The 23856-nt window shown below is 68.6% G+C and carries 20 protein-coding genes; 11 read left to right on the top strand and 9 right to left on the bottom strand.

All coding sequences use genetic code 11. The annotated features are described in order from the left end of the window. The first annotated feature begins 93 nt into the window (after window positions 1-93). Genes ACQP2E_RS15275 through ACQP2E_RS15265 form a run of 3 tightly spaced genes read left to right on the top strand, consistent with a single transcriptional unit; the run spans window position 94 to window position 3499 of the window. On the top strand, window positions 94-2061 hold the full coding sequence (locus tag ACQP2E_RS15275) for an amidohydrolase family protein (protein WP_433832108.1): 1968 nt from the start codon (window positions 94-96) through the stop codon (window positions 2059-2061). A gap of 30 nt (window positions 2062-2091) precedes the next feature. Further along, complete coding sequence (locus ACQP2E_RS15270; RefSeq protein WP_433832106.1) at window positions 2092-2658, top strand: TIGR03086 family metal-binding protein; 567 nt, start codon at window positions 2092-2094, stop codon at window positions 2656-2658. A 25-nt stretch (window positions 2659-2683) separates the two neighbouring features. Continuing rightward, window positions 2684-3499 carry a hypothetical protein gene (locus tag ACQP2E_RS15265; RefSeq protein ID WP_433832104.1) on the top strand — a complete coding sequence of 272 codons (816 nt, stop codon included), beginning with the start codon at window positions 2684-2686 and terminating at the stop codon, window positions 3497-3499. Here ACQP2E_RS15265 and ACQP2E_RS15260 read toward each other — a convergent pair. Next, window positions 3444-3941: a phenolic acid decarboxylase gene (locus tag ACQP2E_RS15260; RefSeq protein ID WP_433832102.1), complete on the bottom strand. Its 498-nt coding sequence runs from the start codon at window positions 3939-3941 to the stop codon at window positions 3444-3446. The two genes, ACQP2E_RS15265 and ACQP2E_RS15260, sit on opposite strands and share 56 nt — an antisense overlap. Before the next feature lie 83 nt (window positions 3942-4024). Here ACQP2E_RS15260 and ACQP2E_RS15255 point away from each other — a divergent pair, with 83 nt between their 5' ends. The 4 genes from ACQP2E_RS15255 (at window position 4025) to ACQP2E_RS15240 (ending at window position 8543) form a co-directional block, all read left to right on the top strand. After that, window positions 4025-4513 carry a 2Fe-2S iron-sulfur cluster-binding protein gene (locus tag ACQP2E_RS15255; protein ID WP_433832100.1) on the top strand — a complete coding sequence of 163 codons (489 nt, stop codon included), beginning with the start codon at window positions 4025-4027 and terminating at the stop codon, window positions 4511-4513. After that, the gene (locus ACQP2E_RS15250; protein ID WP_433832098.1) at window positions 4510-5478 is read left to right on the top strand and encodes an FAD binding domain-containing protein; all 969 of its coding nucleotides are present in this window, start codon (window positions 4510-4512) and stop codon (window positions 5476-5478) included. The genes ACQP2E_RS15255 and ACQP2E_RS15250 overlap by 4 nt, the downstream gene beginning before the upstream one ends. Then, window positions 5475-7535 carry a xanthine dehydrogenase family protein molybdopterin-binding subunit gene (locus ACQP2E_RS15245; protein ID WP_433832096.1) on the top strand — a complete coding sequence of 687 codons (2061 nt, stop codon included), beginning with the start codon at window positions 5475-5477 and terminating at the stop codon, window positions 7533-7535. The genes ACQP2E_RS15250 and ACQP2E_RS15245 overlap by 4 nt, the downstream gene beginning before the upstream one ends. Window positions 7536-7763: 228 nt before the next feature. Continuing rightward, on the top strand, window positions 7764-8543 hold the full coding sequence (locus ACQP2E_RS15240; protein WP_433832094.1) for a diguanylate cyclase domain-containing protein: 780 nt from the start codon (window positions 7764-7766) through the stop codon (window positions 8541-8543). Here ACQP2E_RS15240 and ACQP2E_RS15235 read toward each other — a convergent pair. Further along, window positions 8540-8725: an SAM-dependent methyltransferase gene (locus ACQP2E_RS15235; RefSeq protein WP_433833932.1), complete on the bottom strand. Its 186-nt coding sequence runs from the start codon at window positions 8723-8725 to the stop codon at window positions 8540-8542. The two genes, ACQP2E_RS15240 and ACQP2E_RS15235, sit on opposite strands and share 4 nt — an antisense overlap. Window positions 8726-8818: 93 nt before the next feature. After that, window positions 8819-9289 carry an Lrp/AsnC family transcriptional regulator gene (locus ACQP2E_RS15230; RefSeq protein WP_433832092.1) on the bottom strand — a complete coding sequence of 157 codons (471 nt, stop codon included), beginning with the start codon at window positions 9287-9289 and terminating at the stop codon, window positions 8819-8821. 82 nt (window positions 9290-9371) lie between these two features. Between ACQP2E_RS15230 and ACQP2E_RS15225 the strand changes: the two genes are divergently transcribed. Both ACQP2E_RS15225 and ACQP2E_RS15220 read left to right on the top strand, forming a co-directional pair. Then, window positions 9372-10277: a DMT family transporter gene (locus ACQP2E_RS15225; protein ID WP_433832090.1), complete on the top strand. Its 906-nt coding sequence runs from the start codon at window positions 9372-9374 to the stop codon at window positions 10275-10277. Then, a complete protein-coding gene (locus tag ACQP2E_RS15220; protein WP_433832088.1) occupies window positions 10225-11331 on the top strand; it encodes an aminotransferase class I/II-fold pyridoxal phosphate-dependent enzyme in 1107 nt (368 codons plus the stop codon). Before ACQP2E_RS15225 ends, ACQP2E_RS15220 begins: the two co-directional genes overlap by 53 nt. A gap of 38 nt (window positions 11332-11369) precedes the next feature. Here ACQP2E_RS15220 and ACQP2E_RS15215 read toward each other — a convergent pair whose 3' ends face one another. From ACQP2E_RS15215 to ACQP2E_RS15200, 4 genes are all read right to left on the bottom strand, one after another. After that, entirely contained in the window at window positions 11370-12392 is a 1023-nt protein-coding gene (locus ACQP2E_RS15215) for a LacI family DNA-binding transcriptional regulator (RefSeq protein ID WP_433832086.1), read from the bottom strand. Between the two features lie 135 nt (window positions 12393-12527). Further along, entirely contained in the window at window positions 12528-13784 is a 1257-nt protein-coding gene (locus tag ACQP2E_RS15210) for a DUF1996 domain-containing protein (protein ID WP_433832084.1), read from the bottom strand. Then, window positions 13781-15451, bottom strand: a complete 1671-nt coding sequence (locus ACQP2E_RS15205; protein ID WP_433832082.1) for a discoidin domain-containing protein — start codon at window positions 15449-15451, stop codon at window positions 13781-13783. Before ACQP2E_RS15205 ends, ACQP2E_RS15210 begins: the two co-directional genes overlap by 4 nt. Window positions 15452-15681: 230 nt before the next feature. Further along, window positions 15682-18687: a discoidin domain-containing protein gene (locus tag ACQP2E_RS15200; protein ID WP_433832080.1), complete on the bottom strand. Its 3006-nt coding sequence runs from the start codon at window positions 18685-18687 to the stop codon at window positions 15682-15684. Between the two features lie 123 nt (window positions 18688-18810). Here ACQP2E_RS15200 and ACQP2E_RS15195 point away from each other — a divergent pair, with 123 nt between their 5' ends. Beyond that, window positions 18811-19434: a hypothetical protein gene (locus ACQP2E_RS15195; protein ID WP_433832078.1), complete on the top strand. Its 624-nt coding sequence runs from the start codon at window positions 18811-18813 to the stop codon at window positions 19432-19434. A 61-nt stretch (window positions 19435-19495) separates the two neighbouring features. On the opposite strand, the gene ACQP2E_RS15190 is transcribed toward ACQP2E_RS15195, so the two are convergent. Next, window positions 19496-20884 (bottom strand): DUF1996 domain-containing protein, encoded by a 1389-nt coding sequence (locus ACQP2E_RS15190; protein WP_433832076.1) that lies wholly within the window; start codon window positions 20882-20884, stop codon window positions 19496-19498. 161 nt (window positions 20885-21045) lie between these two features. Between ACQP2E_RS15190 and ACQP2E_RS15185 the strand changes: the two genes are divergently transcribed. After that, window positions 21046-22077 carry a LacI family DNA-binding transcriptional regulator gene (locus ACQP2E_RS15185; RefSeq protein ID WP_433832074.1) on the top strand — a complete coding sequence of 344 codons (1032 nt, stop codon included), beginning with the start codon at window positions 21046-21048 and terminating at the stop codon, window positions 22075-22077. 754 nt (window positions 22078-22831) lie between these two features. Here ACQP2E_RS15185 and ACQP2E_RS15180 read toward each other — a convergent pair. Then, a complete protein-coding gene (locus ACQP2E_RS15180) occupies window positions 22832-23803 on the bottom strand; it encodes an alpha/beta hydrolase (protein ID WP_433832072.1) in 972 nt (323 codons plus the stop codon). Between the last annotated feature and the right edge of the window lie 53 nt (window positions 23804-23856).

Here is a 23856-nt window from a genome sequence, read left to right as displayed (position 1 = left end):
CATCGAAAGCCGGCGTCGAGCCCCGGAGGCAGTCATCGACGGTCAGATAGCCCCTGTCCTGCATCCTGTTCCCGGCCTGGGCGGGAACCCTGGATGCCGAACTCGACCTGGCAGAGCTACTGGGGCTGGGACGCCGCGTTCAGCGTCACCGAGGAGACCAAGAACCCGGGTGACGCCGCCCGGGGCGGATACATCGCCCTGGTCACCATGCTCGGTCTGTGCATGCTCGGCGCCATCGCGTTCCAGCGGGTGATGTCCACCGAGGAACTCGCTGAGAACGGACGCCACGCTCGGTGGGTCGTTCGCGATCGCCGCCGACGACGGCTGGTTCAGCCTCACCATCCCGGCCGTCATCGTGGCGCTCGGGCTGGTCACCGCCGGGGTCGCCAAGTGGCGGCGCCGATCACCCTACTCAGAGAAGGCAAGCGCATGACCTACGCCGATCTGCTGTTCGTCGGAGGACCCGTCCTCACCGTCGATGCCGGGCGCTCGCGGGCTACTGCTCTGGGCGTACACAAGGGAAGGATCCTTGAGGTGGGGCACCGCCTGGACCATCTGCGGGGTCCCCGGACCGAAGTGGTGGATCTGCGGGGGCGGATGCTGCTGCCCGGGTTTCAGGACGCGCATGTGCACGCCGTTTTCGGTGGCCTGGAGATGGGCCAGTGCGATCTGACCGGGACCACCGACCTGGCGGACTATCTGGTGCGGATCCGCGAGTACGCCGAGGCGAACCCGGACCGGGAGTGGATCGTCGGCAGCGGCTGGTCGATGGAGAGTTTCCCGGGTGGTGTGCCGACCGCCGAACTGCTCGACCAGGTGGTTCCGGATCGGCCCGTCTATCTGACCAACCGTGACCACCACGGCGCCTGGGTGAACAGCCTGGCGCTGAAGATCGCCGGCATCACCCGGGACACTCCCGATCCGGCCGACGGTGTGATCAACCGGGATGCCGGGGGTGAGCCGGTCGGCACGCTGCAGGAGGGCGCGATCGGCCTGGTCGGGCAGCACATCCCGGCGGCGACGCAGACCGAGCTGGTCGCCGGGCTGCTGCGCGCGCAGACGATGCTGCACTCGCTCGGGGTGACCGGCTGGCAGGACGCCATGCTCGGTTCGAACCACGGTTATCCGGACCCGTCGGACGCCTATCGCACCGCGGCGACCGACGGCACGCTCGTCTCGTCGGTGACCGGCGCGCTCTGGTGGGAGCGGGACCGCGGCGACGAGCAGATCCCCGGCCTGGTCGAGCGACGGGCCCGGTTCACCACCGGCAATCTGACCTGCTCGACCGTGAAGATCATGCAGGACGGTGTGGCGGAGAACTTCACGGCCGCGATGAACGAGCCGTACCTGGACGCCTGCGGCTGTGCCACCGCCAACAGCGGCCTGAGCTTCGTCGATCCGGCCGACCTGGCCCGATATGTCACCGCGCTCGACGCCCTCGACTTCCAGGTGCACTTCCACGCGCTCGGTGACCGGGCGGTCCGCGAAGCCCTCGACGCGGTGGCCGCGGCCCGGCAGGCCAACGGCTTCCGGGACACCCGCCCGCACCTCGCCCACCTGCAGGTGATGGACCCTGCCGACGTACCCCGGTTCCGGCAGCTCGGCGCGACCGCGAACCTGCAGATGCTGTGGGCCGCGCACGAGCCGCAGATGGACGAGCTGACCATCCCGTTCCTGGGCGCCTCCCGAGCGGCCCGGCAATACGTCTTCGGTGATCTGCTGCGCGCCGGCGCCACCCTGGCGGCCGGCAGTGACTGGCCGGTCAGCCCGGCTAATCCCCTGGAGGCCGTGCATGTGGCGGTGAACCGGGCGCATCCGGGGTCGGCGCACCGGCCGTTCCTGGCCGAGCAGAGCCTCGATCTGGGTACCGCCCTGGCGGCGTACACGGCCGGTAGCGCGTACGTGAACCACCGTGACGACAGCGGCAGCCTGGTCGCCGGAAACGTCGCCGATCTGGTGGTGCTGAACCGGGACCCGTTCGACGGGCCGGCCGACGAGATCGCTTCGGCGAAGGTCGCGCAGACATATGTTCGGGGTAACCGGGTCTACGAAGGGCTTTAAACCTAGCAGTTGAAAGTATACGGTGGGACGATGTCGCTTTCCGAACTGACACCTGCTGATCGGCACCGGCGGATCGCCGGGGAGTTCACCGCCCGCGTCGACGGTGTGAAGAACTGGGACTCCCCCGCGCCCGTCGCCGGCTGGGCCGCCCGCGACGTGGTCAAACACCTCGTCACGTGGCTGCCCGGCCTCCTCGGCTCGTCGGCGACCATCCCACCGGGCCCGAGCACCGAGGACGACCCGGCCGGCGCCTGGCACACCCACGTCGCCGGGGTGCAGGCGATCCTCGACGACCCGGCCACGCCGCAGCGCACCCTCGCCAACCCGCACATCGGCGAGGTGCCGCTGGACCGGGCGATCGACCAGTTCTACACGGCCGATGTGTTCATGCACACCTGGGACCTGGCCCGCGCGACCGGCCAGGACGACCGCCTCGATCCGGAGTTCGCCGCCCTGCTGGTCGACGGCATGGAGCCGATGGAGGAGATCATGCGCTCCTCGGGTCAGTACGGGCCGCGGGTAGCCGTGCCGGCCGATGCGGACGCGCAGACCAGGCTGCTGGGATTCATCGGCCGCGATCCGGTCTGGACCCCATGACCGGCTCCCCGTAAATTGATCGACCGTGGGTCCGACATCGAAGACGATCATCGGCGTGGCCGTGGTGGCGCTGCTGGCCGGCGCGGTCACCGCGGTGCTGCTGACCCGGCCCGACGCCGGCACCGAGCCTGATCCGGCGAGCCTCGCCGCCACCGAGCTTCGCGAGGCGTCCGGCGCGCTGATCGGCGCGCCGGCAGTGCACTACGCCGGGTGGTACACCGACGACGACGGCGAGCGGATCGTCCTGAACGCCCGGGTCACCGCGGACGGCACCACAGCAGGGCACATCGCTGTCCGCCGGCTCACCGCCACGTTCCTCGACCTGGGTGACCGCACGTTCGCGAAGTCCGAGGGCGTCTTCTGGAAGCTCTACGGCCGGGAGTCCGACGACCTGACCTACTGGAACCGCTGGATCAGCGTGCCGCCGGAGTTCTTCGACCTCGACTTCGGCGACACCCTGACACCGGCCCGGCTCGCCGGCACCCTCGACCCGGTCGGCCGTACGCTGACGCGCGGGCCGGAGACGATCGTGAACAACGAGAAAGCCGTCCCGGTGACCGACGGCAAACTCACCTGGTTCATCACCACCTCGCAGCCCCGGCGCCTGGTCAAGCTTGCCGAGGGCGACGATCTCGAACTGACCCTGACCTGGCTCGACGACGCCGAACGCGGCAAGCTCCTCACCGAGGCGAAGAAGGGCGTCGCCGGGCTGCGGAACGCGATCGACGTCGACACCGCCAAGCGCGCCGTCTCGGCGGCCGACGTGCAGAAGCTGACCGAGAAGCTCAGTTCCGCCGCTGCAGGAAGTCCGCCGGCAGGTCAGCCGGCGCCGTCGCGATGATCGACTCGTCGTCCTCGCCGACGCGCTCGAACAGCTGGATCTCGGCGAATTCCGGGACCACGTAGATCGGGTACGTAGGCCCCTCGTCGCGGTACGCGCGCATCTTGTCCAGGTGCTCGTTCTGGAAGAGAACGGTCTTGCTGCCGTCCAGCTTGATCCACTGAGGGAAGAAGATGGTGCCGTGCAGGCGGCGCAGCTTCGGCAGCACGTTCACCACGACGGACGTGCCGGTCGGCTCGGTCCACGAGATCTTGTAGACGTCGTCGGCGAGCTGGACCAGGTCGACCTGCTGATCGCGGACCCAGCGGCCGCCGACGTGCCCGGTGTGGATCCGGTAATCGATCGCCGTCGGGTTCTTGACGTACATCTCGTACACCCAGCCGTTCGCGTAGGTGTAGAGGAATCGGTGCCCGCTGATCCCGGACAGGTCCTGTTCGATCATGAGGTTTAGTTTGCCACAAACATTGTTTGGTGCAAACCTGCAGTGGCGAGCATGACTCGGTCGAGGGTGGGTAACCGGCGCTCATGCGTCTCACCGTCAACGGGGTCGATCACGACCTCGACCTGGACCTTCGCACCACCGTGCTGGACGCGCTGCGTGAGCACCTCGATCTGACCGGGGCGAAGAAGGGCTGTGACCACGGCCAGTGCGGCGCCTGCACGGTCCTGCTCGACGGCCGGCGGGTCAACAGCTGCCTGCTGCTCGCCGTCGCACACCAGGACGCGGAGATCAGGACGATCGAAGGGCTCGACGACCACCCGGTGCAGCGCGGTTTCCTCGACCACGACGGCTTCCAGTGCGGATATTGCACCCCGGGGCAGATCTGCTCGGCGATCGGCATGCTCGACGAGGTCGAGAAGGGCTGGCCCAGCGCAGTCACCCAGGACAGCGATCTGCTCAGCGACACCGAGATCAAGGAACGGATGAGCGGCAACCTGTGCCGCTGCGGCGCCTACCCGAACATGGTCCCGGCCATTCATCAGGCGGCCGGTCACCAGGCGGCCGGCCGATGAAGACGTTCACGTATCGCAGCGCCACCGGGCTGGACGACCGGCTCGAACCGGGCGCTGTCTTCCTGGCCGGCGGCACCAACCTGGTCGACCTGATGAAGCTGGGTGTCGCCACCCCGGACGTCCTGGTCGACGTGAACCGGCTGCCGCTGAACGAGGTGACCGCACTGGATGACGGCGGCCTGCGCATCGGCGCGGCGGTGCGCAACAGCGACCTGGCCGCCGACCCGCGGATCCGCGCCGGATATCCGGTGCTGAGCCAGGCGCTGCTCGCCGGAGCATCAGGTCAGCTGCGCAACATGGCCACCACCGGCGGAAACCTGCTCCAGCGGACCCGGTGCCGATACTTCATGGACGCCACCATGCCGTGCAACAAGCACACGCCCGGCTCCGGCTGCCCGGCCCGCGAGGGCGACCACCGCAACCTGGCGATCCTCGGCGCGTCCGAGTCCTGCGTCGCGACCCACCCATCCGACATGGCGGTCGCCCTGGTGGCGCTGGACGCGGTCGTGGCGACGCACAGCCGGCGGATTCCGGTCATTGAGCTGCACCGCCTGCCCGGCGACGAGCCGGAACGCGACACGATCCTCGAACACGGCGAGCTGATCACCGCGGTGGAACTGCCCGCGCTGCCGGCCGCCGTGAACTCGGCCTATCGCAAGGCGCGGGACCGGGCGTCGTACGCCTTCGCGGTCGGATCGGTCGCGGCCGCGCTGACCGTCACGGATGGCCTGATCAGCGATGTCCGGATCGGCTGGGGAGCCGTGGCGCACAAGCCGTGGCGGGCCCGGGTCGCCGAACAGCTGCTGGTCGGCTCGCCGGCCACGAAGGAAGCCTTCCTCGCGGCGGCTGACGCCGAGCTCGCGGATGCACGGGGGCTGCGCGACAACGCGTACAAAATCGCTCTGATGCGCAATCTGACCGCCTCGGTCCTGGGCCGGCTGGCAGAGGCGGGAGAGAAACGATGACCGCGACCATGCAGGGGGCTGTCGGTGCGCCGCTCGGGCGGCTGGAGGGACCGCAGAAGGTGACCGGGGCGGCTCGGTACGCCGCTGAGTATCCGCAGGACGACCTGGCCTACGGGTGGATCGTGCCGTCGCCGGTGGCGAGCGGGACGCTGGACGCGGTGATCGTCGATCCGCTGGAGGACGCGGTCGCGGTTCTGTGGCACGGCAATGCGCCGGTGCTGGCGGCGGTCGATGATCCCGAGCTGGCGGTTCTGCAGTCGGAGAAGATCAGTTATCGGGGGCAGCCGGTCGCGCTGGTGATCGCGGATTCGCTGGAGGCGGCGCGGCGGGCGGCGCAGACGCTGAGTCTTTCGATCACCGCGGGCGAGCAGCCTGACACGGTGCTACGGGAGGATCATCCGGGTTTGTACACGCCGGAGACGGTGAACCCGAGTTTCCCTGCGGAGTCGGCGCTGGGTGACGTGGATAAAGCCCTTAAGTCGTCTTATATTGCGATTGATGAGGTTTATTCGACTCCGGCGCTGCACAACAACCCGATGGAGCCACACGCCACGATCGCCCGCTGGGACGGCGACAACCTGACCGTTTTCGACTCCAACCAGCATCCGTCCGGCATCGCCGCGACCCTCGGCGAGATCTTCGGAGTGACGGACGTCCATGTCGTAGCCGAACACATCGGCGGCGGCTTCGGCGCCAAGGGAACCGCCCGCCCCAACGCCGTTCTAGCCGCTCTCGGCGCGCGGGTCACCGGGCGCCCGATCAAAGTGGTACTGCCTCGCCAGCAGATGTTCAGCATCGTCGGCCACCGCACGCCGACCATCCAGCGGATCCGGCTGGGCGCTGACCGCGACGGCACCCTGACCGCGATCGATCACCAGGCAACCTCACAGAGCAGCCGCCTGTTCGAGTACGCCGAGCAAACCGCCGTGGTGACCCGGCACATGTACGCCGCACCGAACCGCCGCACCGGCCACCGCCTGGTCCGCCTCGACATGCCGACACCACGCTGGATGCGTGCCCCCGGCGAGGCGCCCGGCATGGTGGCCCTGGAATGCGCCATCGACGAACTCGCCGAGAAGCTCGGCATGGATCCGATCGAGCTGCGGATCCGCAACGAGCCCACTGTCGAGCCGGAGAGCGGCGAGCCGTTCACCAGCCGCCACTACGTCGAGTGCCTGCGCCGCGGCGCGCAACGTTTCGGCTGGTCCGGCCGTGATCACCGGCCCGGCCGGCGGCGCGAGGGTGACTGGCTGATCGGCACGGGTGTGGCCGGGGCGACATATCCGACCATGGTGCAGCCGTCGACGGCTCGGGTCCGGCGGATGACCCCGGAACGCTTCGAGGTGTCCATCGGCGCCGCCGATCTCGGCACCGGCGCCCGGACAATTCTCAGCCAGATCGCGGCGGACGCGCTCGGGGTCCCGGCGTCCGGGATCGAGATCAAGATCGGCGACAGCACGCTGCCGGTCGCCTCGGTCGCCGGCGGCAGCTCCGGCAGCGCGTCCTGGGGGTGGGCGGTCACCGGCGCCTGCCGGGCCCTGGTGGCCTCCGGCTCCGACGAGACCGTTTTCGATACCACCGAGCTCGTTGGGAAGCAGGGTACCGACGGACGGCACGCCTTCGGCGCGCACTTCGCCGAGGTACGCGTGGACACCGTCACCGGCGAGGTCCGGGTGTCCCGGCTGTTCGGCATGTACGCCGCCGGCCGCATCCTGAACCCGCGCACCGCCCGCAGCCAGTTCCTCGGCGGCATGATCATGGGGATGGGCATGGCCCTGCACGAGGAGGGTGTCCTCGACCCGGCGTTGGGCCAGTGGGTCAACAACGACCTGGCCGGATATCACATCCCGGCGCACGCGGATGTGCAGGAGATCGACGCCGAGTGGCTCGACGAGCAGGATGACCAGATCAACCCGATGGGCAGCAAGGGCATCGGCGAGATCGGCATCGTCGGGTCCCCGGCCGCGATCATCAACGCGATCTGGCACGCGACCGGCATCCGGGTGCGGGACCTGCCGGCGAGACTGGACAAGCTGCTTCCTGATCTCGAGGCGTAGAACTGGCCTGACCGAGCCGGATTCGAGAGATCATGACGAGGTGACGGGCCGCACCTACGGAATCCTCTCCCCCTTCGTCGGCGGTGACTACTACGGCGCGATCATCGCCGGCATCAACGCGGCGGCGGTCGCGGGCGGCGACCGGGTGATGGCGGTGCAGACCCTCGACCCCGGCTCGCACAGCGCGCGGGATGTCTCGGGCTCTGGTCTCCGAGTGATCCGTCGCTGTTGCGTCTGGTCGGCGAGTACCACACCTCGTCCGGCGCGCCGGACGCCGAGATTCCGGTCACCCAGTTCCCGCCACTCGAGCTGTTCAGCGCCGCCGACGGCCGGGCCGGCGACGTCGTGATGGTCGCACCGGTCCGCACCCGCGCCCGGGACTGGGGCATGCTCGCCGCTGTCGGGCGCATCCAGTCGACCATCCCGCCCGGCCGGGAGATGATGAACCACTCCGGCTCGCTGCTCGGCAAGGCCCTCGATTACCAGGTCACCTTGGCAGCGCTGCGCGAACAGGAGGAACGGCTGCGCAACGCGGCCCTGCGCGACCACCTCACCGGCCTGCCGAACCGCCTGCTCCTGGAGGACCGCCTCACCCAGGCGGGCCTGCGCGCCACCCGCGACCCGGAGTACCGCTTCGCCGTGCTGCTGCTCGACCTGGACGGCTTCAAGGCGGTGAACGACACCCTCGGCCACGCCGCCGGCGACCAGCTCCTGATCAAGGTGGCGAAACGCCTGACCAAGCTGCTGCGCCGCACCGACACGGTGGCCCGCCTCGGCGGCGACGAGTTCGTGGTCCTGGTCGGCGGCGTGAGCGCCGAGGACGGCCACGAAACCGTGCGCAAGGCGATCCAGACAGCACTCTCCGAGCCGTACCTCATCGACGACAAGCCGGTCACGGTAGGCGTCAGCATCGGCGTAGCCGTCTCCGGCGACACCTCGGCCGACCCCGACCGCCTGCTGCGCGAGGCCGACGCCGCGATGTACCGCGAGAAAACCGCCCGCCGCTAAGGCTTGCGGGCCACCACGCCGAAGAGGGACGCCTCCACCGGGGTGGGCTGCTCCTCGTCGTCCGGATCGGGGCGCCACTCGCTGATCGCCGCGATGCCCGGGTCGACGAGTTCCAGGCCGTCGACGAACTGCAGCAGCTCGGCCCGGGTGCGCGGGTGGACATCCGAGCGGCCGGTGCGCAGCGACTCGTCCCCGCTCGCTTTCAGCTCCGGTTGTATCGCCGGGCCGGATGCGCGACTCCGGTGTCGAACCTCTCGAACGTCACCCGGAAGATCCTAATAGGAGCCGACAGGCAGCGGCGAGACCGTCTTGGTGACGCCGAAGGCGAAGGTCGTCTGAATCGAGGCCAGGCCGGGGATCGTGCGCAGGCGGTTGCGGACGAAGTCCTCGTACGACGCGAACGACGCCACCGTGATCTTCAACAGGTAGTCCTGGTCACCGGCGAGCAGATACGCCTCGACGATCTCCGGGATGCCGCGGATCTCCGCCTCGACGCGCTCGACCACCTCGGCGCCGTGCGACTCCAGGGTGATCCGGACGAACGCCGTGATCGCGAGGCCTACCGCCTCCTGATCGAGCACGGCCCGATATCCGGCGATCACGCCGGCCTCTTCGAGCAGGCGTACCCGGCGCAGGCAGGGTGACGGGGACAGGCCGACCCGGTCGGCGAGTTCCTGGTTGCTGAGGCGGCCGTCGTTCTGCAGGGCGAGCAGGATCCGCCGGTCGATCGCGTCGAGGGTCTTCATGGAGCAGATTCTGCCAAGATCAGCCGCGGAGACGCATGATTTAGCAATCGCCTGCCCTGGCGATCCGCATAGCGTTCCAGCCATGAGAAAGCCGTTGGGATGGGCTGCGATGGCGGCGACCGTCGTGGTCTGGGCCGGGTTCGCGCTCAGCATCCGCGGCATCGGCGCGTCCGGCCTCACGACGATGGACGTGGCGCTGATCCGCTTCACTACCCCCGTAGTGCTGCTGTCGCCGTGGATCCCGCGAACACTGCGATCGTTGTCCGGCGAAAGGCCGGTGGTCATCGCGGCGCTCTGCGTGGGGGCGGGGCTGCCGTACTTCGCGGTCTCCGCGCTGGGCGGGTCGCTGACCAGCGCGGCCCTGGTCGGGCTCGTCATTCCGGGTGTCGTGCCGATCTTCGTGGCGGTTCTGGCGTTCACCGGGCTGGGTTTGAGGATCCGGCGAGCGCAAGCCGCCGCGCTGGGCGTGATATTGATTGGCGTCGCGGCTTCGGTGTCCTGGCGCACCGGCGGCGGGATCGTCGTGCTGCTGGTCGCCGGGCTGATCTGGAGCGTCTACACGCTGGCGCTGCGATCGACCCGGCTCGATCCCATCGGTGCCGCGCTCGTGCTCTGCGTGCCGTCCGCTCTGGTCACGGCCGCGCTGATCGGATTCGGACTCGTCCCGTCGCACATCACCGCCGGCCAGGATCTGGTCGTCTACGTCGCCGTGCAGGGAATCGGCGTCGGCGTGATCGCCGCGCTCTGCTACTCCGTCGCCATCCGGCATCTCGGTCCGCGAATGGCCGCCTGCCTCGGCGCGCTCGCACCGGTGCTGACCACGATCACCGCCGTGCCATTGCTGGGCGAGCCGATCACGACATCGACGCTCGTCAGCCTGGCGCTGATCGTGACCGGCGTCGTCCTGTTCCCGCTGCTGGAAGGAAAACCAGATCATGTTGCTCACCGCCGACCCGTTGTGGCAGCTCACGGCGGCGTGCGCCGATGACATGCGACCCGAGCGGCTCGATCTGATCGTCGGCGTCTACCGCGACGACAGCGGCGCGAGCCCGGTGATGCGCGCGGTCCGTGCGGCGGAGCTGCGCTTAGCGCAACGATCACCATCCAAGGCGTACGCGGGACCGTCCGGCAACCCGAGGTTCGCGGCACTGCTGACCGATCTGCTGCTCGCCGGCGCCGACCTGTCCTCCCGCACCGTCGCGGTGCAGAGCGTGGCCGGCACCGGAGCCCTCCGGCTACTCGCCGAACTGCTCGCCACGACTGGGCCGGATCGGACAGTGCATCTCGGCACGCCGTCGTACGTGAACCACGCCGGCATTCTGGCGGCAGCAGGTCTGCGGGTCGCCACGCATCCGGTCCAGGACATGCTGGCCGCCGTCGAGACCGCGCGGCCCGGTGACGCGCTGGTGATCCAGGGGTGCTGTCACAACCCGAGCGGGTTCAGCATGCCGATCCGGCAGTGGGACCTGTTGAGCGCGGCACTGGTCCGGCGCGGTGTGGTGCCGTTCATCGACCAGGCCTACTTCGGTCTCGGCGACGGCCTGGACGCCGATCTCGCCGGGATGCGCCGGCTGCTGCGGGCCGTGCCGTTCGGCGTAGTGGCGGTGAGCGGTTCGAAGGCCTGGGGACTTTACAGCGAACGGGTCGGCGCGGCCCTGGTCGTCGGCGAACTGCCCGGCGCCCGCGGCCTGCTGGAGGGCATCGCCCGGACCAGCTACTCCCAGCCACCGGCACACGGCGCCATGATCGTCGAGGAGATCCTCGGCGACCCGGAGCTGACCGCGTGCTGGCGTTCCGAGCTGGAGGCGATGCGGCGCCGGCTCGGGCGCTTGCGAACGGGACTGGCTTCCCGTTTAGGCGACATGCCTGGTCTGCCGGAGCAGCGCGGGATGTTCCTGAGCCTGCCGCTGACGGCCGGCGCGATGGAGCGGCTGCGCGTGGAGCACGGGATCTACGGCCTGCCCAGCGGCCGGATCAATCTGGCCGGCCTGCCGGAGTCCCGCATCCCCGAGGTGGCCGACGCGATCCGCCAGGTCGTTTGAAGAATCAGATCTCATGAAGGATCCGGTAGCTTGAGGGATCAGGCGGAGTCGCGCAGGACCAGCGTGGGCTGGAAGATCACCGAGCGGGGTGATCGGCCCGGCACGTCGATGTGGGCCATCAGCAGCCCGGCCATCTCGGCCGCCATCTCCTCGACCGGCTGGCGGACCGTCGTGAGCGGTGGCCGGCACTCCAGCGCGACGCTCGAATCGTCGAATCCGACGACCGCCACGTCCTGCGGCACCCGCCGTCCCCGGTCCTGCACGGCACGCAGGGCGCCCTCGGCCATCAGATCGCTGGCGACGAACAGCCCGTCGATCGCCGGATGCGCCTCCAGCAGGGCCCGGGCGGCGGCCTCACCACCGGCCCGGGTGAAGTCGCCGGTTACCGCGGGCACGTCCTGGCCGAGAGCCGACCGGAAGCCGTCCAGCCGTTCCTGACCAGCGGGAATGTCCAGCGGTCCGTTGATCGTGGCGAGCACCCGGCATCCCCGGGACCACAGGTGAGCGGCGGCCAGGCCGGCGCCGGCCCGCTGATCGACGTCGACGTAGCTGACCGGCAGCGGCCCGGACGGCCGGGACGACAGCACGGCCGGGATGCCCAGCGCGTGGACCTGGGCCGGCAACGGATCGTGCTCGTTGCTGCTGATCAGCAGGACGCCGTCGACGTGACCCTGTCGCAGGTACCGGATCACCTGGTGCTGGTCGGCGGCGTCGGTGGGCACGACCACCAGGTGCACGTCGTGCGGGCGGAGTGCGCCGGTCGCGCCGGCGGTCACCCGGCCGAAGTACGGGTCGGTGAAGATCCGGTTCAGGAACGAGTGGTCGTCCGGCCGGTCCGGTTCGCTGATCACCAGGGCCACCGAGTTGGATCGGCGGGTCACCAGGCTGCGGGCGGCGACGTTCGGGACGTACCCGGTCTCGGCGATCGCCCGTTCCACCGCCGAGCGGATCGCCGGCGCCACCGAGGCCGCGTTGTTGATCACCCGGGAGACCGTCGCGCGGGAGACGCCGGCCACCTCGGCAACCTGGTCCATGGTGGGTTGCCGAGGTCGCGAGATCATAAAGAAGGTTCTATGGGAAAGGTGACCACCATCGCCACCCCGGGGTCGCGTGCTTCGGCGACCGCGGTGCCGCCGTGCTCCGTTTGCACTGGGTTATCAGCCTCCGTGGCCCCTCCTGGAGGAGGGGCCACGATCTCAAGGCCGTCCGTCCGCCCCGCACTTGATGATCGGACGGATGCAGTCGTTCACCCGCCGTGCCATCTCCTCGACCGGCCACGCGTTGAAGAAATCGCCGTGCATGGTGTAACCGCCACCCGACGCCAGCCTCAGCCGAGCCGGGTCACCGCTGACCGGGTACCGCATGACCTGCCGCAGCTTCGGCACCACGACCGGGTGGGTGGGCGGGCAGGCGTTGCCGACCGGGTACGCCATATGGCTCTTGTGATCCGTCGAGTCCAGGTTCCGCCCGTCCCAGCAGTGCGGGAAATCGAGGTACGACTCCAGCATCGTGCCGGCCGGGCAGTTCACGAAGTCCGGCGACGACCCGACGTGCCCGGCGTGCAGGCACGACCACCGGGAGATGGTGTTGTCGGCCGGCCCGGTCGCCTTGGCGTTGCCGGCCACGATCCGCAGGCCGAACGGCAGCGGCTGGGTCTGCGCGATCAGGTCGTCGCGTACCCCTTCACCGAGGTAGTAGAAAATACCGGTGACCGGTTCGACAGGTGTGTTGTCCTGATAGAGCGTGGGGATCCAGTAGGACGACTTGTCGATCGACGGGTTGCAGTTGCTGTTCGCGTTGAGCAACTGGTCGGCCGTCGAGAACGCGTTCGTCACGGTGCTCCCGAAGAAGCTGTGCATGTGCGACGCGCCCGGCAGGTTCGGGAAGATGATCGGGTCATCCGGCAACCGGTGACTGAATGGGCAGTCCGCCAGGAACTCGGAGACCCGGACCGCGCCCGGCGGGATCGTCGGCGTGCTGCCGCCGCCGGACCCGAACACCTGGAACTCGGTGAGCGAGACACCCCATTGGGTCGCCCGCACGCTGGTCTCCAGCCGCACATAGCGGCCGGTCCCGGTCACGGTCAGGGTCTGCTTCCCACCGCCTCCGGCGGCGGTCGAATAGAGGGTGGTCCAGCTCTGGCCGTTCGCCGAGACCTTCACCGCATAGGTACGCGCGAAAGCCGCCTCCCAATCCAGCACGACCGAAGTGATCGTGGCACTGGCGCCCAGATCGACCTGCAACCACTGCGGGTCACTGAACGCGCTGGACCACCGTGTGCCGCCGTTCCCGTCGACGGCGTTCGACGCGGGGAAAGCGGCCGACTCGGTCGACGACGCGGTGGCCGTCTTCCCCTGCGAGAGAAGGGTGTCGGCGGCACTGGCCTGACCGGCGGAGACGAGTAGGTATGCGGCGAGGACGGCGGCCGCCGCACCGGCGAAGAGCTTCCTCATTGGTAGACCCTCACGTAGTCGACGAGCATCCGGGCGGGGAACGGGGTGGTGGCGTCGATCGGTCCGGGGAAGTCGCCGCCGACAGCCAGGTTGAGGATCAGGTAGAACTTGTGGTCGAAGATCCACGGGCCACGGGTGTTCTCGACGGTGTCCTTGCTCGCTGTGAAGACCAGGGTGTTGTCCAGGAAGAAGCGGATGCCCTTGCTGTCCCACTCGGCCGCCCACACGTGGAAGTCCTGGGACAGGTCGACTGTCGCGTACTTCTGGCCGTACCCTCCGGCGCCGTTGTAAGCCGGCGCGTGCAACGTGGAGTAAGCCTCGCTGGTGTTGCGGCCGAGGACCTCCATGATGTCGATCTCGCCGTTGTACGGCCACGGGCGGCCCTGCAGGAAGTCGTCGCCCATCAGCCAGAACGCCGGCCACAGCCCGTTGCCCTTCGGCACCTTGACCCGGGCTTCGATCCGGCCGTACTGGACGCTGAACTTGTTGCTGGTGTTCATCCGGTGCGAGGTGTAGTCGCGGCCGTTGGAGGCTTCCTTGCGGGCCTCGATCACCAGGGCGCCGGTGCCGTTCATCGCGGCGTTGGCGCTGTCCGGGGTGTAGTACTGGACCTCGCCGTTCTGCGGGAAGCCCGGGTCGTAGGTCCACTTGCTGGTGTCCGGCTTGCTGCCGGCGCCGCCGTTGAACTCGTCGGCGAAGACCAGGCGGGTGGCCGGGAAGACCGGGTCGGCGGGCTTGGCGGGCGGCGCTGTCGGGGTGCCGCCGGTGCCGTACACGCTGAACTCCCAGAGCGAGTACCCGTAGGTGCTGCTGCGGGCGGTGCCGTACATCCGGACGTACCGGCCGGTCCCGCCGGCGTTGATGACGTCCTTGAGGCCGTCACCGGTGGTGGTCGAGTAGATCGTCGACCAGGTGGCGGCGTCTGCGGAGACCTGGATCTGGTACGCCCGGGCGTAAGCCGGGTCCCACTGCAGAACGACCTGGCTGATCTGGGCGGTGGCGCCGAGATCGACCTGGATCCAGCCGGGGTCGACCCAGCCGGTGGTCGCGCTGGTGGCCCAGCGGCTGGCCGGGTCGTTGTCGAACGCCTTGTCGGCGGTGCACGGGTTGCACGCCGGGTCGTTCTGCTCGGTGGACGCTCGCGCCGGTTTGGCGTAGGAGAGCAAACCGTTCGCCGGGTTCGTGGTGCCGCTCTCGGAGAAGACCTGGAACTCCCAGAAGGAGTAGCCGTAAGCCTCCAGAGCGCGTTGCGTCAGATTGATCCGAACATATCGCGCTGTTCCGCTGACCGGGATGCTCTGCTGTCCACCCGAGGCCGTTGTCGTGGAGTACGCGTTCGTCCAGCTGCTGCCGTTGGTGGAGAGCTGCACCTGGAAGGCGCGGGCATACGCCGCCTCCCAGTTGATCGCGACCCGGCTGACCGCGGTGGCGGTGCCGAGGTCGACCTGGAACCACTGTGCGGCGGCGAACGCGCTGGACCACCGCGTGCCGTTGTCACCGTCGACAGCGGAGGCGGCGGGGGTGCCGGCCCACTCGCTGGACGAGGCGGTGGCCGGCTTGTTCTGGGAGACGAGGATCTCGGCCGCCGCGGCGGGGCCGGCGGGTACCGCGAGGAACGCGGCGAGCAGGCCGCCGAGGGCGGCGACGGATAACAGGCGTCGTTTCATGGCGGGGACTCCTCGGGGGAACGTTTCGGAGTTGTTTCACAACGAGGACGGAGCTGTGAAAGCGCTCTCTTGCCAAGAGAGTGAACGGGCCGTTGAGGGCTGTCAATGCTCGGGAAATACCGGGGAAGCGCTTTCACGACCGTCCCAGCATGCATAGACGCAGCTCAGTGGGGTATCGATACGAAGCGGCGCCCGCAGGTTCCGGAACCTACGGGCGCCATCGACTGCGCTCAGACGCGGTACACGCCGAACTCGTAGAGCGAGTAACCCCATCCGGTGGCCCGCGCGGTCCCGTTGACCCGGACGTACCGGCCCGTCCCGGAGACGGTCAGCTCATCGAAGCCGCCGTCGCCCGAGGTGACCGTGGAGATCGTGGACCAGTTCGAGCCGTCGTTCGAGGTCTGCACGGTGTAGCCGGTCGCGTACGCGGCCTCCCAGGCGAGCCGGACCCGGTTGAACGACTGCACCGAGCCGAGGTCCACCTGGATCCACGCCGTGTCGGTCCATTCGCTGGCCCACCGTGTGCCGTAGTCACCGTCGACCGCGTACGCCGGCAACTGCGGGCCGTTCGTGCCGGTCGGCTGGTGACTGGAGGCGGTCACCGGCTTGCCACGGGACAGATCGGTGCCGGGTACGGCCGGGGGAACCACCCGGAACGATCGCTGCTCGATGCCCACGTTGCCGTGGCCGTCGTACGCGTACACATAGACCTTCCAGACGCCGAGCGTCTCCGGTGCGCGTACCGAAAATGATCCTTGCCCGGTCTGGCTGAAAGCCAGATGGCTGAGCCCGCGGTTGGCGGTGATGTGTTTGTCGCTGGCCATCAGGTGGTAGCGAATGAGGTCGCCCTGCGGATCATTAGCGGTCACGCTGACCGAGAACGTTCCCCCGGCCGGCACATTGGTCTGGTTGCCCACCGACATCGCGGTGATTTCCGGGGCCGAGTTGGCGAGCGGCTGCCCGGTGTACGCCTCCCGGACCGCCTGATATCCGAGCCGCCGCCAGCCACCGGTCGTGGTGTTCAGCCAGACGCCGCCGAAGTCGTTCTCCAGGCCGTAGTGGAACAGGGTCGCACCGAGAGCGACGCCGGGATGCCCTTTGATGGCGTTCCACGAGTAGGTGTACCCGGCCTTCTTCGCCAGGTCAGAGGGTTCGTTCGGCACCCCGTTGACATCGTTGGGTACCTCCCACTCCCCCGCCGGCCCACCCTCGGTGAGGATGTACGGCTTCGTGTAGTTGCCCGCGATCCAGTCCCGTTTCACGGTGTCGATCGCGCCGTAGGAGTTCACGGCGAGCAGGTCGAGCGCCGGGGCGTACGGCTTGTAGTAGGTCCACGCGTGGGTGTACGCATCGGTCGACGTGACCGGATGGTTCGGGTCGGCCGCGTGGATCGCTTCGGTGACCTCGTTGACGAACTTCGCGTACGCGACCCGGCGTGCCTCGACCACGTCAGCGGCGAGCCCGTAGTTCTGCATCTCCAGGATGACCTCGTTGCCGACGTCCCAGAGCAGCACGCCCGGCCGGCCCTTGAGGTCATTGACGGTTTTTACAATGTCCACTTTTGCAGTGTTTTTATAGGACAAGTCATTCAGATAGTCCGCTCCATGGTTCAGCCATAGCCCCACCACAACCTTGATCCCGTAGCGAGCTGCGGTGTCGAGCAGCAACGGCGTGTTCGCATCCGGCCCCCAGATCCGGATCGTATTGACGCCCATGTTCGCCAGATCCCGCATGTATCCGTCGGCGGCGCCCTGCGGCGGACCGTACGTCATGCCCTTGACCTGCCACGGCGTGCCGTTGACGGTCAGCTGCCAGTTGCCCTGGGTGCCGGTGACCTTGACGATGCTCGGCCCGGCCGGGACAGCGGGGTCGGTCATTGCCTCTTTTGTTTCGCCGCTTGCGCGAGACACGGTCACCGAGTCGATGCTAAGCACGCCACCCGACGTGGTCTCGGCCGTCGGCGTGGTCCGGCCGTTGTTCACCGCGTTCGGCAGCGATCCACCGATCGCCAGGTCGAACCGCAGGTAGAAGCCGTGATGGACGGCCGCCTGCCACGCCGCGACACCGACCTGCGACTCCCGCACCACCCAGGTCTGCCGGCCGTCGAGGTAGAAACGGATCTCCTCGTCGGTCTTGGTCCGGTCGATGACCTGCGAATACTCGTGGTAACCACTCTGGCAGCCGTCGCAGGTGGCGAACCCCGATGATCGCCCGGTGTACTCGGCACACACCCCATCAGGCGCGGTCCCGCAATGCAGCGTCTGCGCGAGCTGCCCGCGCCCGTTCACATCGGTCATGATGTCGGTCTCGCCGACACCGGGCCAGTTCGTGAAGTTGCCGCGATAGGCGGCGCCGGTCGCCCGGAAGCCCGGCCAGTACCCGAGGCCGTTCGCCACGCTCGGCTGCTTGATCACGGCGGTGAATTTCAGCTGCTCACCGCGGTTCGGAGCGAAGTCGGCTCGGTGCGTCTCGATCCGCCCCGAGGTCCACTTGCCGTCCGCACCGCGGATCGCCTTGATGGCGAGCTTGCCGGCCCCGTCCAGGTAGACGTTCGCGGTCGAGTCGCTCGCGGTCTCCACCGAGCCGGTTCCCCAGTTCGCGGCGCCGCCCGGATATTGGGTGCCGGTCCGCTTGAGCCAGTTGGCCGAGCTGGGACTGGTGTTGGCAGCGCCGTCGAAGCTGTCGCTCCAGATCGTGGTGAAGGTGTCCGGCGTCGTCGGCGGTGTGGTCGGTGCGGTCGGTGTGGTGTCCCCGAAGATCTGGAACTCCCACAGCGAGTAGCCGTAGCCAGTCCCCCGCTGCACGCCGTTCATCCGGACATACCGCCCGCTGCCGCTCACGGTGAGCGTCTCGGTGCCTCCAGCACCGCTGGTCACCGCCTTGATGGTGGTCCAGGCGCTGCCATCGCTCGAGGTCTGGATTTGGTACGCCTTACCGAACGCGCCCTCCCACTGCAGGACGACGCGGCTGATCGTGGTGGTCGTGCCGAGATCGACCCGGATCCACTGGCTTTCCGCGGTGGCCGGGTCGGCGAACGAACTCGACCATCGGGTGCCCGTGTTGCCGTCGACCGCGTTGGCGGCGGCCCAGGCATCGCCCTCCTGGGACGAGGCGGTGACCGGCTTCCCTTGGGACAACAGGACTTCGGCGGCGGCGGCCATGTGTGCCGGGACGACACCGGTCAGGCCGAGCACGGTGACGATGAACGCGAGAAGTAAGGTCAGCCGTTTTCTCATGATCGCACCATTCGAGAAGGGGCAGGGAAAGCGCTCTCCAAGCGAGGCGATTGTTTCGCCCATGTTGCCGACCGTCAATAGAAAGCATTGACATCGCCGGTTCCGGAACTGGAGACTGCCCGGGTGTTCGCCAATAACCGGGTATTTCTCGCTGCCGTGCTGAGCGCCGGCCTCTTGTCCGGCACGGCCGGTCTCACGGCCGGTTGCGCCGGTCCGGCGGCGGCGCCACCGGTCTCGTCGGCCGCTCCCGGCCTCTCCCCCACCGCGAGCCTCACCGCCGGCGATGGCGGCGCCGGTGGCTTCTCGGCGACCGACAACGCCTGGATCGAGGTGAACATCGCGATGAACGAGCAGATCCTGCCGCTGCTCGGCCTGGCACCGATCCATGCGGCGAACCCGCAGCTCAAGGCCCTGGCAGCGGACCTCACGACACGGTTCGGCACCGAGCTTGACGACCTGCGCCGGCTGCACGGCGAGGCCGGCCTGCCCGCGGAGAACCCGCACCTGGGCATGCCGATGCCCGGCATGGTGACGCCCGATCAGGTCACCGAGGCGGCCACGAAGACCGGCGAACCGTTCGACGTGCTGCTCCGCAAGCACGTCGAGGAGCACTGGACGCAAAGTGAGATGCTGCTCGGCAGCCTCATGAAATTGGACAGCCCGCAGCCCGTCGTCGACCTCGCGATCCGCATGAAAGCCAACCGCGATTACATCCGGTACACATTGGCCGATATTCCCGCGAATTAATTCACGGAAAACTGTTATCGGGCAAGCCCGGGGCACGTCGCCCCGGGCTTGCCGTGCATTGTCAGGGCAGTTCGTAGTTCTCGTTCAGCGCCGCGCCACGCTCCGGCTTGTACAGGTCGAAGCCACGCGGGTTGCACTGCAGACCACCGTTGATGCAGTGCGTGACCAGCGCCGCCAGGATCCGCGGATCCCACACGTTGTAGACGTCGTAGTGGAACGAGTACCCGCGCCCACTGGAGAACCGCACAGCGGACATGTTCCCGCTGACCGGCCACGCCATCTTGAACTCGATCATCGGCACGGCCACCGGATGTGACACCGGGCAGACGCCGTTGACCGGGTACGACATGTGACTCTTGTGGTCCGGGCTGTCCAGGTGGATGCCGTTCCAACAGCTCGGCGCCTGATAGCGGGCGTTCAGTTGGGAGCCGGCCGGACAGTTCGCCGGGATGTCCCAGTTGAACGAGCTGTTACCGCACTCGAACCCCTCGACAGCACCCGGCGCGTACCGGAACTCGTCCTGCGTGGCCGACGGGCTGCCGACCACGTACCGCAGGCCCGGCGGGAATGGCCGCACGCTGCGATAGTCGATCACGCCGCTCTTGTAATAGATGACCTGTGGCCCGTCCGGCTGCACGACCTGGTCGCCGTTGAGCAGCGTCGGCATCCAGTACCCGGTCTTGTCACCGGGGGTGATGCACGACGTGCCACCGGCCTGCAACGACGCCAGCGTCGAGTTCGCGTTCGCGGTGCGGTTGCCCATGAACGTGTGCGAGTGCGACGCCCCCGGCAAACCGGGGAACACGATCGGGTCGTCGTTCAGGTTCGTCCTGCTCACCGAGCAGTTCGCCTGGAACTCACGGTGCGTCACCGGCGGGTTCTGCGCGGGCGGGACAGCCGTGGACGGCACGACTCCGGTCACCGGCGGGTTCGCGTAGACGTACCCGGGCCCGTCGGTCGGCGGCGGTGTCGCCGACGACGTTCCGAAGACCTGGAACTCCAACAGCGAGTATCCGTAGCCCGTCCCACGCTGGGTGCCGTACATCCGGACGTATCGCCCGGAACCGGTGACCGACAGGTTCTGCTTGCCGCCGGCGCTGGTGGTGGTGCTGTAGATCGTGGTCCAGGCGCTGCCGTCCGGCGACGTCTGGATCTGGAAGGCCTTCGCGTACGCGGCCTCCCAGTCGAGCACGACCCGGCTGACCGTGGCGGTGGAGCCAAGGTCGACGCGGAGCCATTGGGGATCGGCCCACTGGCTGCCCCAGCGGGTGTCGGCGCGGCCGTCGAAGGCCGCGATGGCCGGGGATTCGCCGTTCTCCAGCGACGAGGCCAGGGCGGGGCGGCCCTGGGAGAGGAGGGTGTCCGCGGCCTGGGCGGACTGGTTGCCGGCGACCAGCAGGGCGGCGGCGAGGAGGGTGACGCTGAGGGGCGCCAAGAACCGTTTTCGCACGGTGTCTCCTGGGGGTTGAGGACGATCGGAGACTTGGAGAGCGCTTTCCCATCGTCGGCCTCGTTATCACGTACGTCAATGATTTGGGGTTCCGGAACTGGCACTCGCCGGTGATCCGAGGGGTCGGCGGAAAGCGCTCTCCCCGTGCTATACATTCGGGCATGCAGAGCCAGCGGCTGCCCACGCTCGAAGACGTGGCACGCGTGGCGGGAGTCTCCCGCGCGACCGTGTCCCGTGTGATCAACGGCATCCGCAATGTCGACCCGCAACTGCACGAGCTGGTGTGGAGCGCCGTCGACCAGACCGGTTACGTGCCTAACAAGCTGGCCCGATCGCTTGTCACCCGGCGTACCGGCACGGTGGCCCTGGTCGTCTCCGACTCCGAGACACACGACGACGACCCGTTCATGAGCCGGTTCTTCTCCGACCCGTACTTCGGCCGCGTCGTCGGCGGCCTGATGAGCGTGCTCCGCCCGGCCGGCGTCCAGCTGGCGTTGCAGATGGTCGGCACCGACGGCCACAAACGCCTGGTCGGCGACCTGCGCAACGGCCAGGCCGACGGCGCCGTGGTGCTGTCCCTGCCCGCGCACGACCCGCTGCCGGGCATGCTGGCCGACAACGGCATCCCGGCCGTCCTGATCGGACGCCCACCCGAGCCGGTCCCGATCAGTTACGTCGACCTGGACAACTCAGCCGGCGCCGCCCTGGCCGCCGACCGCCTGGCCGCCCGCGGCTGCGCCTGCCCGGCCGTCATCTCCGGCCCACCCGACGTCCCCGCCAGCGTCGACCGCATCTCCGGTTTCCGCCACACGATGGCCCGCCACGGCCACGCCTGGTTACCCTCAGCCAGCGGCAACTTCACCCAGGAGAGCGGTTCCGAGGCGATGCGCTCGCTGCTGTCGGCCCACCCCGGGATCGACGGCGTCTTCGTGGCAAACGACCTGATGGCGCTGGGCGCCCTCCTGGTCCTGCGCGACGCCGGCCGCCGAGTCCCCGAGGACGTAGCGGTGATCGGCTTCGACGACTCCAGCGCTGCCCTGGCAGCCCGCCCAGCCCTGACAACAGTCCGCCACCCCCTGGAGGACATGTCAGCCGAGGCCGCCCGCCTACTCCTGACCCGCCTCGACAACCCGGCAACCCGGGTGACATCGGTAATCTACGAACCCACCCTGATCCCCCGCCAAACCGCCTGACCACCCACCCCCGCACCGCGTCCCACCCCCGCACCGCGCCGCACTCTGCCCCGCTCCGCTCGGTCTGGATCTTGTGGACTTCCCCGCAGACGTGTCCGCACAACTCAGCAAGATCGAACAGGTCTGGCCGATCTTGTGGAGTTGCGCGCAAACGGTTCGCCGAAGTCCACAAGATCTGCGAGGCGCCGCCTTCACCCCGCGCACGACGGCACGACGGCACGACGGCACGACGGCACCGATCCTCGCCCGTTTTGGCCTGCCTGCGGCACGCGTCCCACCGGTTCGTCACGCAGGGCGAACGCCGCGCCGTCGTTGCTGGCCGAACCTTGGAGACCTGTGGGGCATAGAACACCCACAGGTCTCCAAGATCCGGAGCTGTTCACCCGCTGCGGTGGCAGAGCGTCACCACAATGCTCGCCAACCATCCGAAATCGGCATGCCACAGGTGGCCGTCCCGCAAACTCGTGCACTCGTGGTCGATCGGCCGGCCGAACCTCACAAGATCTCCGGGCGGCACCTCGCAGAAGGCGCGCCGCGGGCGACAGGCGGAAGGCGGCCGGCCATCAGCAGCATTTAATGCCCAACCAGCCACCAGCAGCAGCAATCGATGCCCGGCCAGCCACGGGCCGGGCGGGCTGGGTGGGGGCTGGTGCCCGGCCGGAGCAGCTCGCGCTCCGGCCGGGCTCTCGGTCGGCTCTGGTCAGCTCTCGGTCAGCCCTCGGTCAGCCCTCGGTCGGCTCTGGTCAGCTCTCGGTCAGCTGCCGCTCAGCGTCTCGATGACGCCGCCGGTGAGCAGGCCCTGGTAGTACGCGCCGCCCGGGTAGTACGTCGCGGTTGTCGTGCCGGCGACCGCGTCAGTCGTCCAGTTGACCGCCAGCGTCTGCAGGGCGGCTACGTTCGCTGCCTGGGACGTGCCGGCGGTCAGGGTGCAGAGGACGTTGGTGCTCGACCCCTCGGCGTCGCAGTGTGAGCCCGTGGTGAGCCGGACCCCGAGGAAGGGGCGGTCCAGGTCGGTGGTGAGTTGCACGGTGCCGCTGGCGTCGCTGTTCGCCAGGTACGGCGGGGACGAGATCGTACGGATCGGCAGGGACGTGCCCGCGATCCCGGCCAGGCCGGTCGCCAGGTTGTTGCCGAAGATCGACTTCACCGGGTCGAGCAGCTGCACGTACTTCAGGTTCGCGAACGCGCTCGGGTAGCTCGTACGCAAGCTGTTGGCAAGGTAGGTGACCGCTTCGCCGCCGGCGGAGTGACCAGCGAGGACGTATTTCGCCGGCAGCGTGCTGCCGGCGCGACCGGCGGTCTTGGCCGCCGTGGCGTAACTCTTCGCGAGCGCGCCGTTCGCGTTTGTCGCGTTGCCGATCCAGCCGGCGACGCTGTTGAGGAACACGGTGTTGTTGCCGAGGTTGTTGACCGTGCAGCCGTAGATGTCGGCCGACGGCAGGGTCGGCGCGAAGACCAGGAAGCCGGCGGCCTGGTACTTGCGGGCCAGGTCAGCGACGTTGTCGTTGGCGCGGGAGAAGCCGTGCTGAAGGTAGACGAGCGCCTTCGGGCTGGTCGTGGCGGGGAAGTACCAGTCGGCGTCCGGTGTGTAGTTGTAGATCCAGCAGGGGACGGAGATCTCACCGTCGACCTCCACCGCGGCGGCCTGGGCGGCCTGCGGGGTGGCGACGAGGGTGGCAGCGGTGAGAGCGAACGCCACGAGAACGCGGCGCAGGGACAGGGACACGGGACCTCCAGTGGTCAGCCGTAACACTCTCCGAAACAGTGTTTCCATTAACA

It is taken from the genome of Actinoplanes sp. CA-015351, assembly GCF_050955685.1.
Taxonomy (GTDB): domain Bacteria; phylum Actinomycetota; class Actinomycetes; order Mycobacteriales; family Micromonosporaceae; genus Actinoplanes.
The sequence above is the reverse complement of the archived record's forward strand: the minus strand, read 5'-3'. Positions and strand labels throughout refer to the sequence as shown.

What these genes read in the sequence shown, in the direction of transcription:
- ACQP2E_RS15275 (WP_433832108.1), top strand. Translation starts at nt 94, where the DNA reads ATGCCGAACTCGACCTGGCAGAGCTACTGGGGCTGGGACGCCGCGTTC.
- ACQP2E_RS15270 (WP_433832106.1), top strand. Translation starts at nt 2,092, where the DNA reads ATGTCGCTTTCCGAACTGACACCTGCTGATCGGCACCGGCGGATCGCC.
- ACQP2E_RS15260 (WP_433832102.1), bottom strand. Translation starts at nt 3,941, where the DNA reads ATGATCGAACAGGACCTGTCCGGGATCAGCGGGCACCGATTCCTCTAC.
- ACQP2E_RS15255 (WP_433832100.1), top strand. Translation starts at nt 4,025, where the DNA reads ATGCGTCTCACCGTCAACGGGGTCGATCACGACCTCGACCTGGACCTT.
- ACQP2E_RS15250 (WP_433832098.1), top strand. Translation starts at nt 4,510, where the DNA reads ATGAAGACGTTCACGTATCGCAGCGCCACCGGGCTGGACGACCGGCTC.
- ACQP2E_RS15245 (WP_433832096.1), top strand. Translation starts at nt 5,475, where the DNA reads ATGACCGCGACCATGCAGGGGGCTGTCGGTGCGCCGCTCGGGCGGCTG.
- ACQP2E_RS15230 (WP_433832092.1), bottom strand. Translation starts at nt 9,289, where the DNA reads ATGAAGACCCTCGACGCGATCGACCGGCGGATCCTGCTCGCCCTGCAG.
- ACQP2E_RS15225 (WP_433832090.1), top strand. Translation starts at nt 9,372, where the DNA reads ATGAGAAAGCCGTTGGGATGGGCTGCGATGGCGGCGACCGTCGTGGTC.
- ACQP2E_RS15220 (WP_433832088.1), top strand. Translation starts at nt 10,225, where the DNA reads ATGTTGCTCACCGCCGACCCGTTGTGGCAGCTCACGGCGGCGTGCGCC.
- ACQP2E_RS15215 (WP_433832086.1), bottom strand. Translation starts at nt 12,392, where the DNA reads ATGATCTCGCGACCTCGGCAACCCACCATGGACCAGGTTGCCGAGGTG.
- ACQP2E_RS15210 (WP_433832084.1), bottom strand. Translation starts at nt 13,784, where the DNA reads ATGAGGAAGCTCTTCGCCGGTGCGGCGGCCGCCGTCCTCGCCGCATAC.
- ACQP2E_RS15205 (WP_433832082.1), bottom strand. Translation starts at nt 15,451, where the DNA reads ATGAAACGACGCCTGTTATCCGTCGCCGCCCTCGGCGGCCTGCTCGCC.
- ACQP2E_RS15200 (WP_433832080.1), bottom strand. Translation starts at nt 18,687, where the DNA reads ATGAGAAAACGGCTGACCTTACTTCTCGCGTTCATCGTCACCGTGCTC.
- ACQP2E_RS15185 (WP_433832074.1), top strand. Translation starts at nt 21,046, where the DNA reads ATGCAGAGCCAGCGGCTGCCCACGCTCGAAGACGTGGCACGCGTGGCG.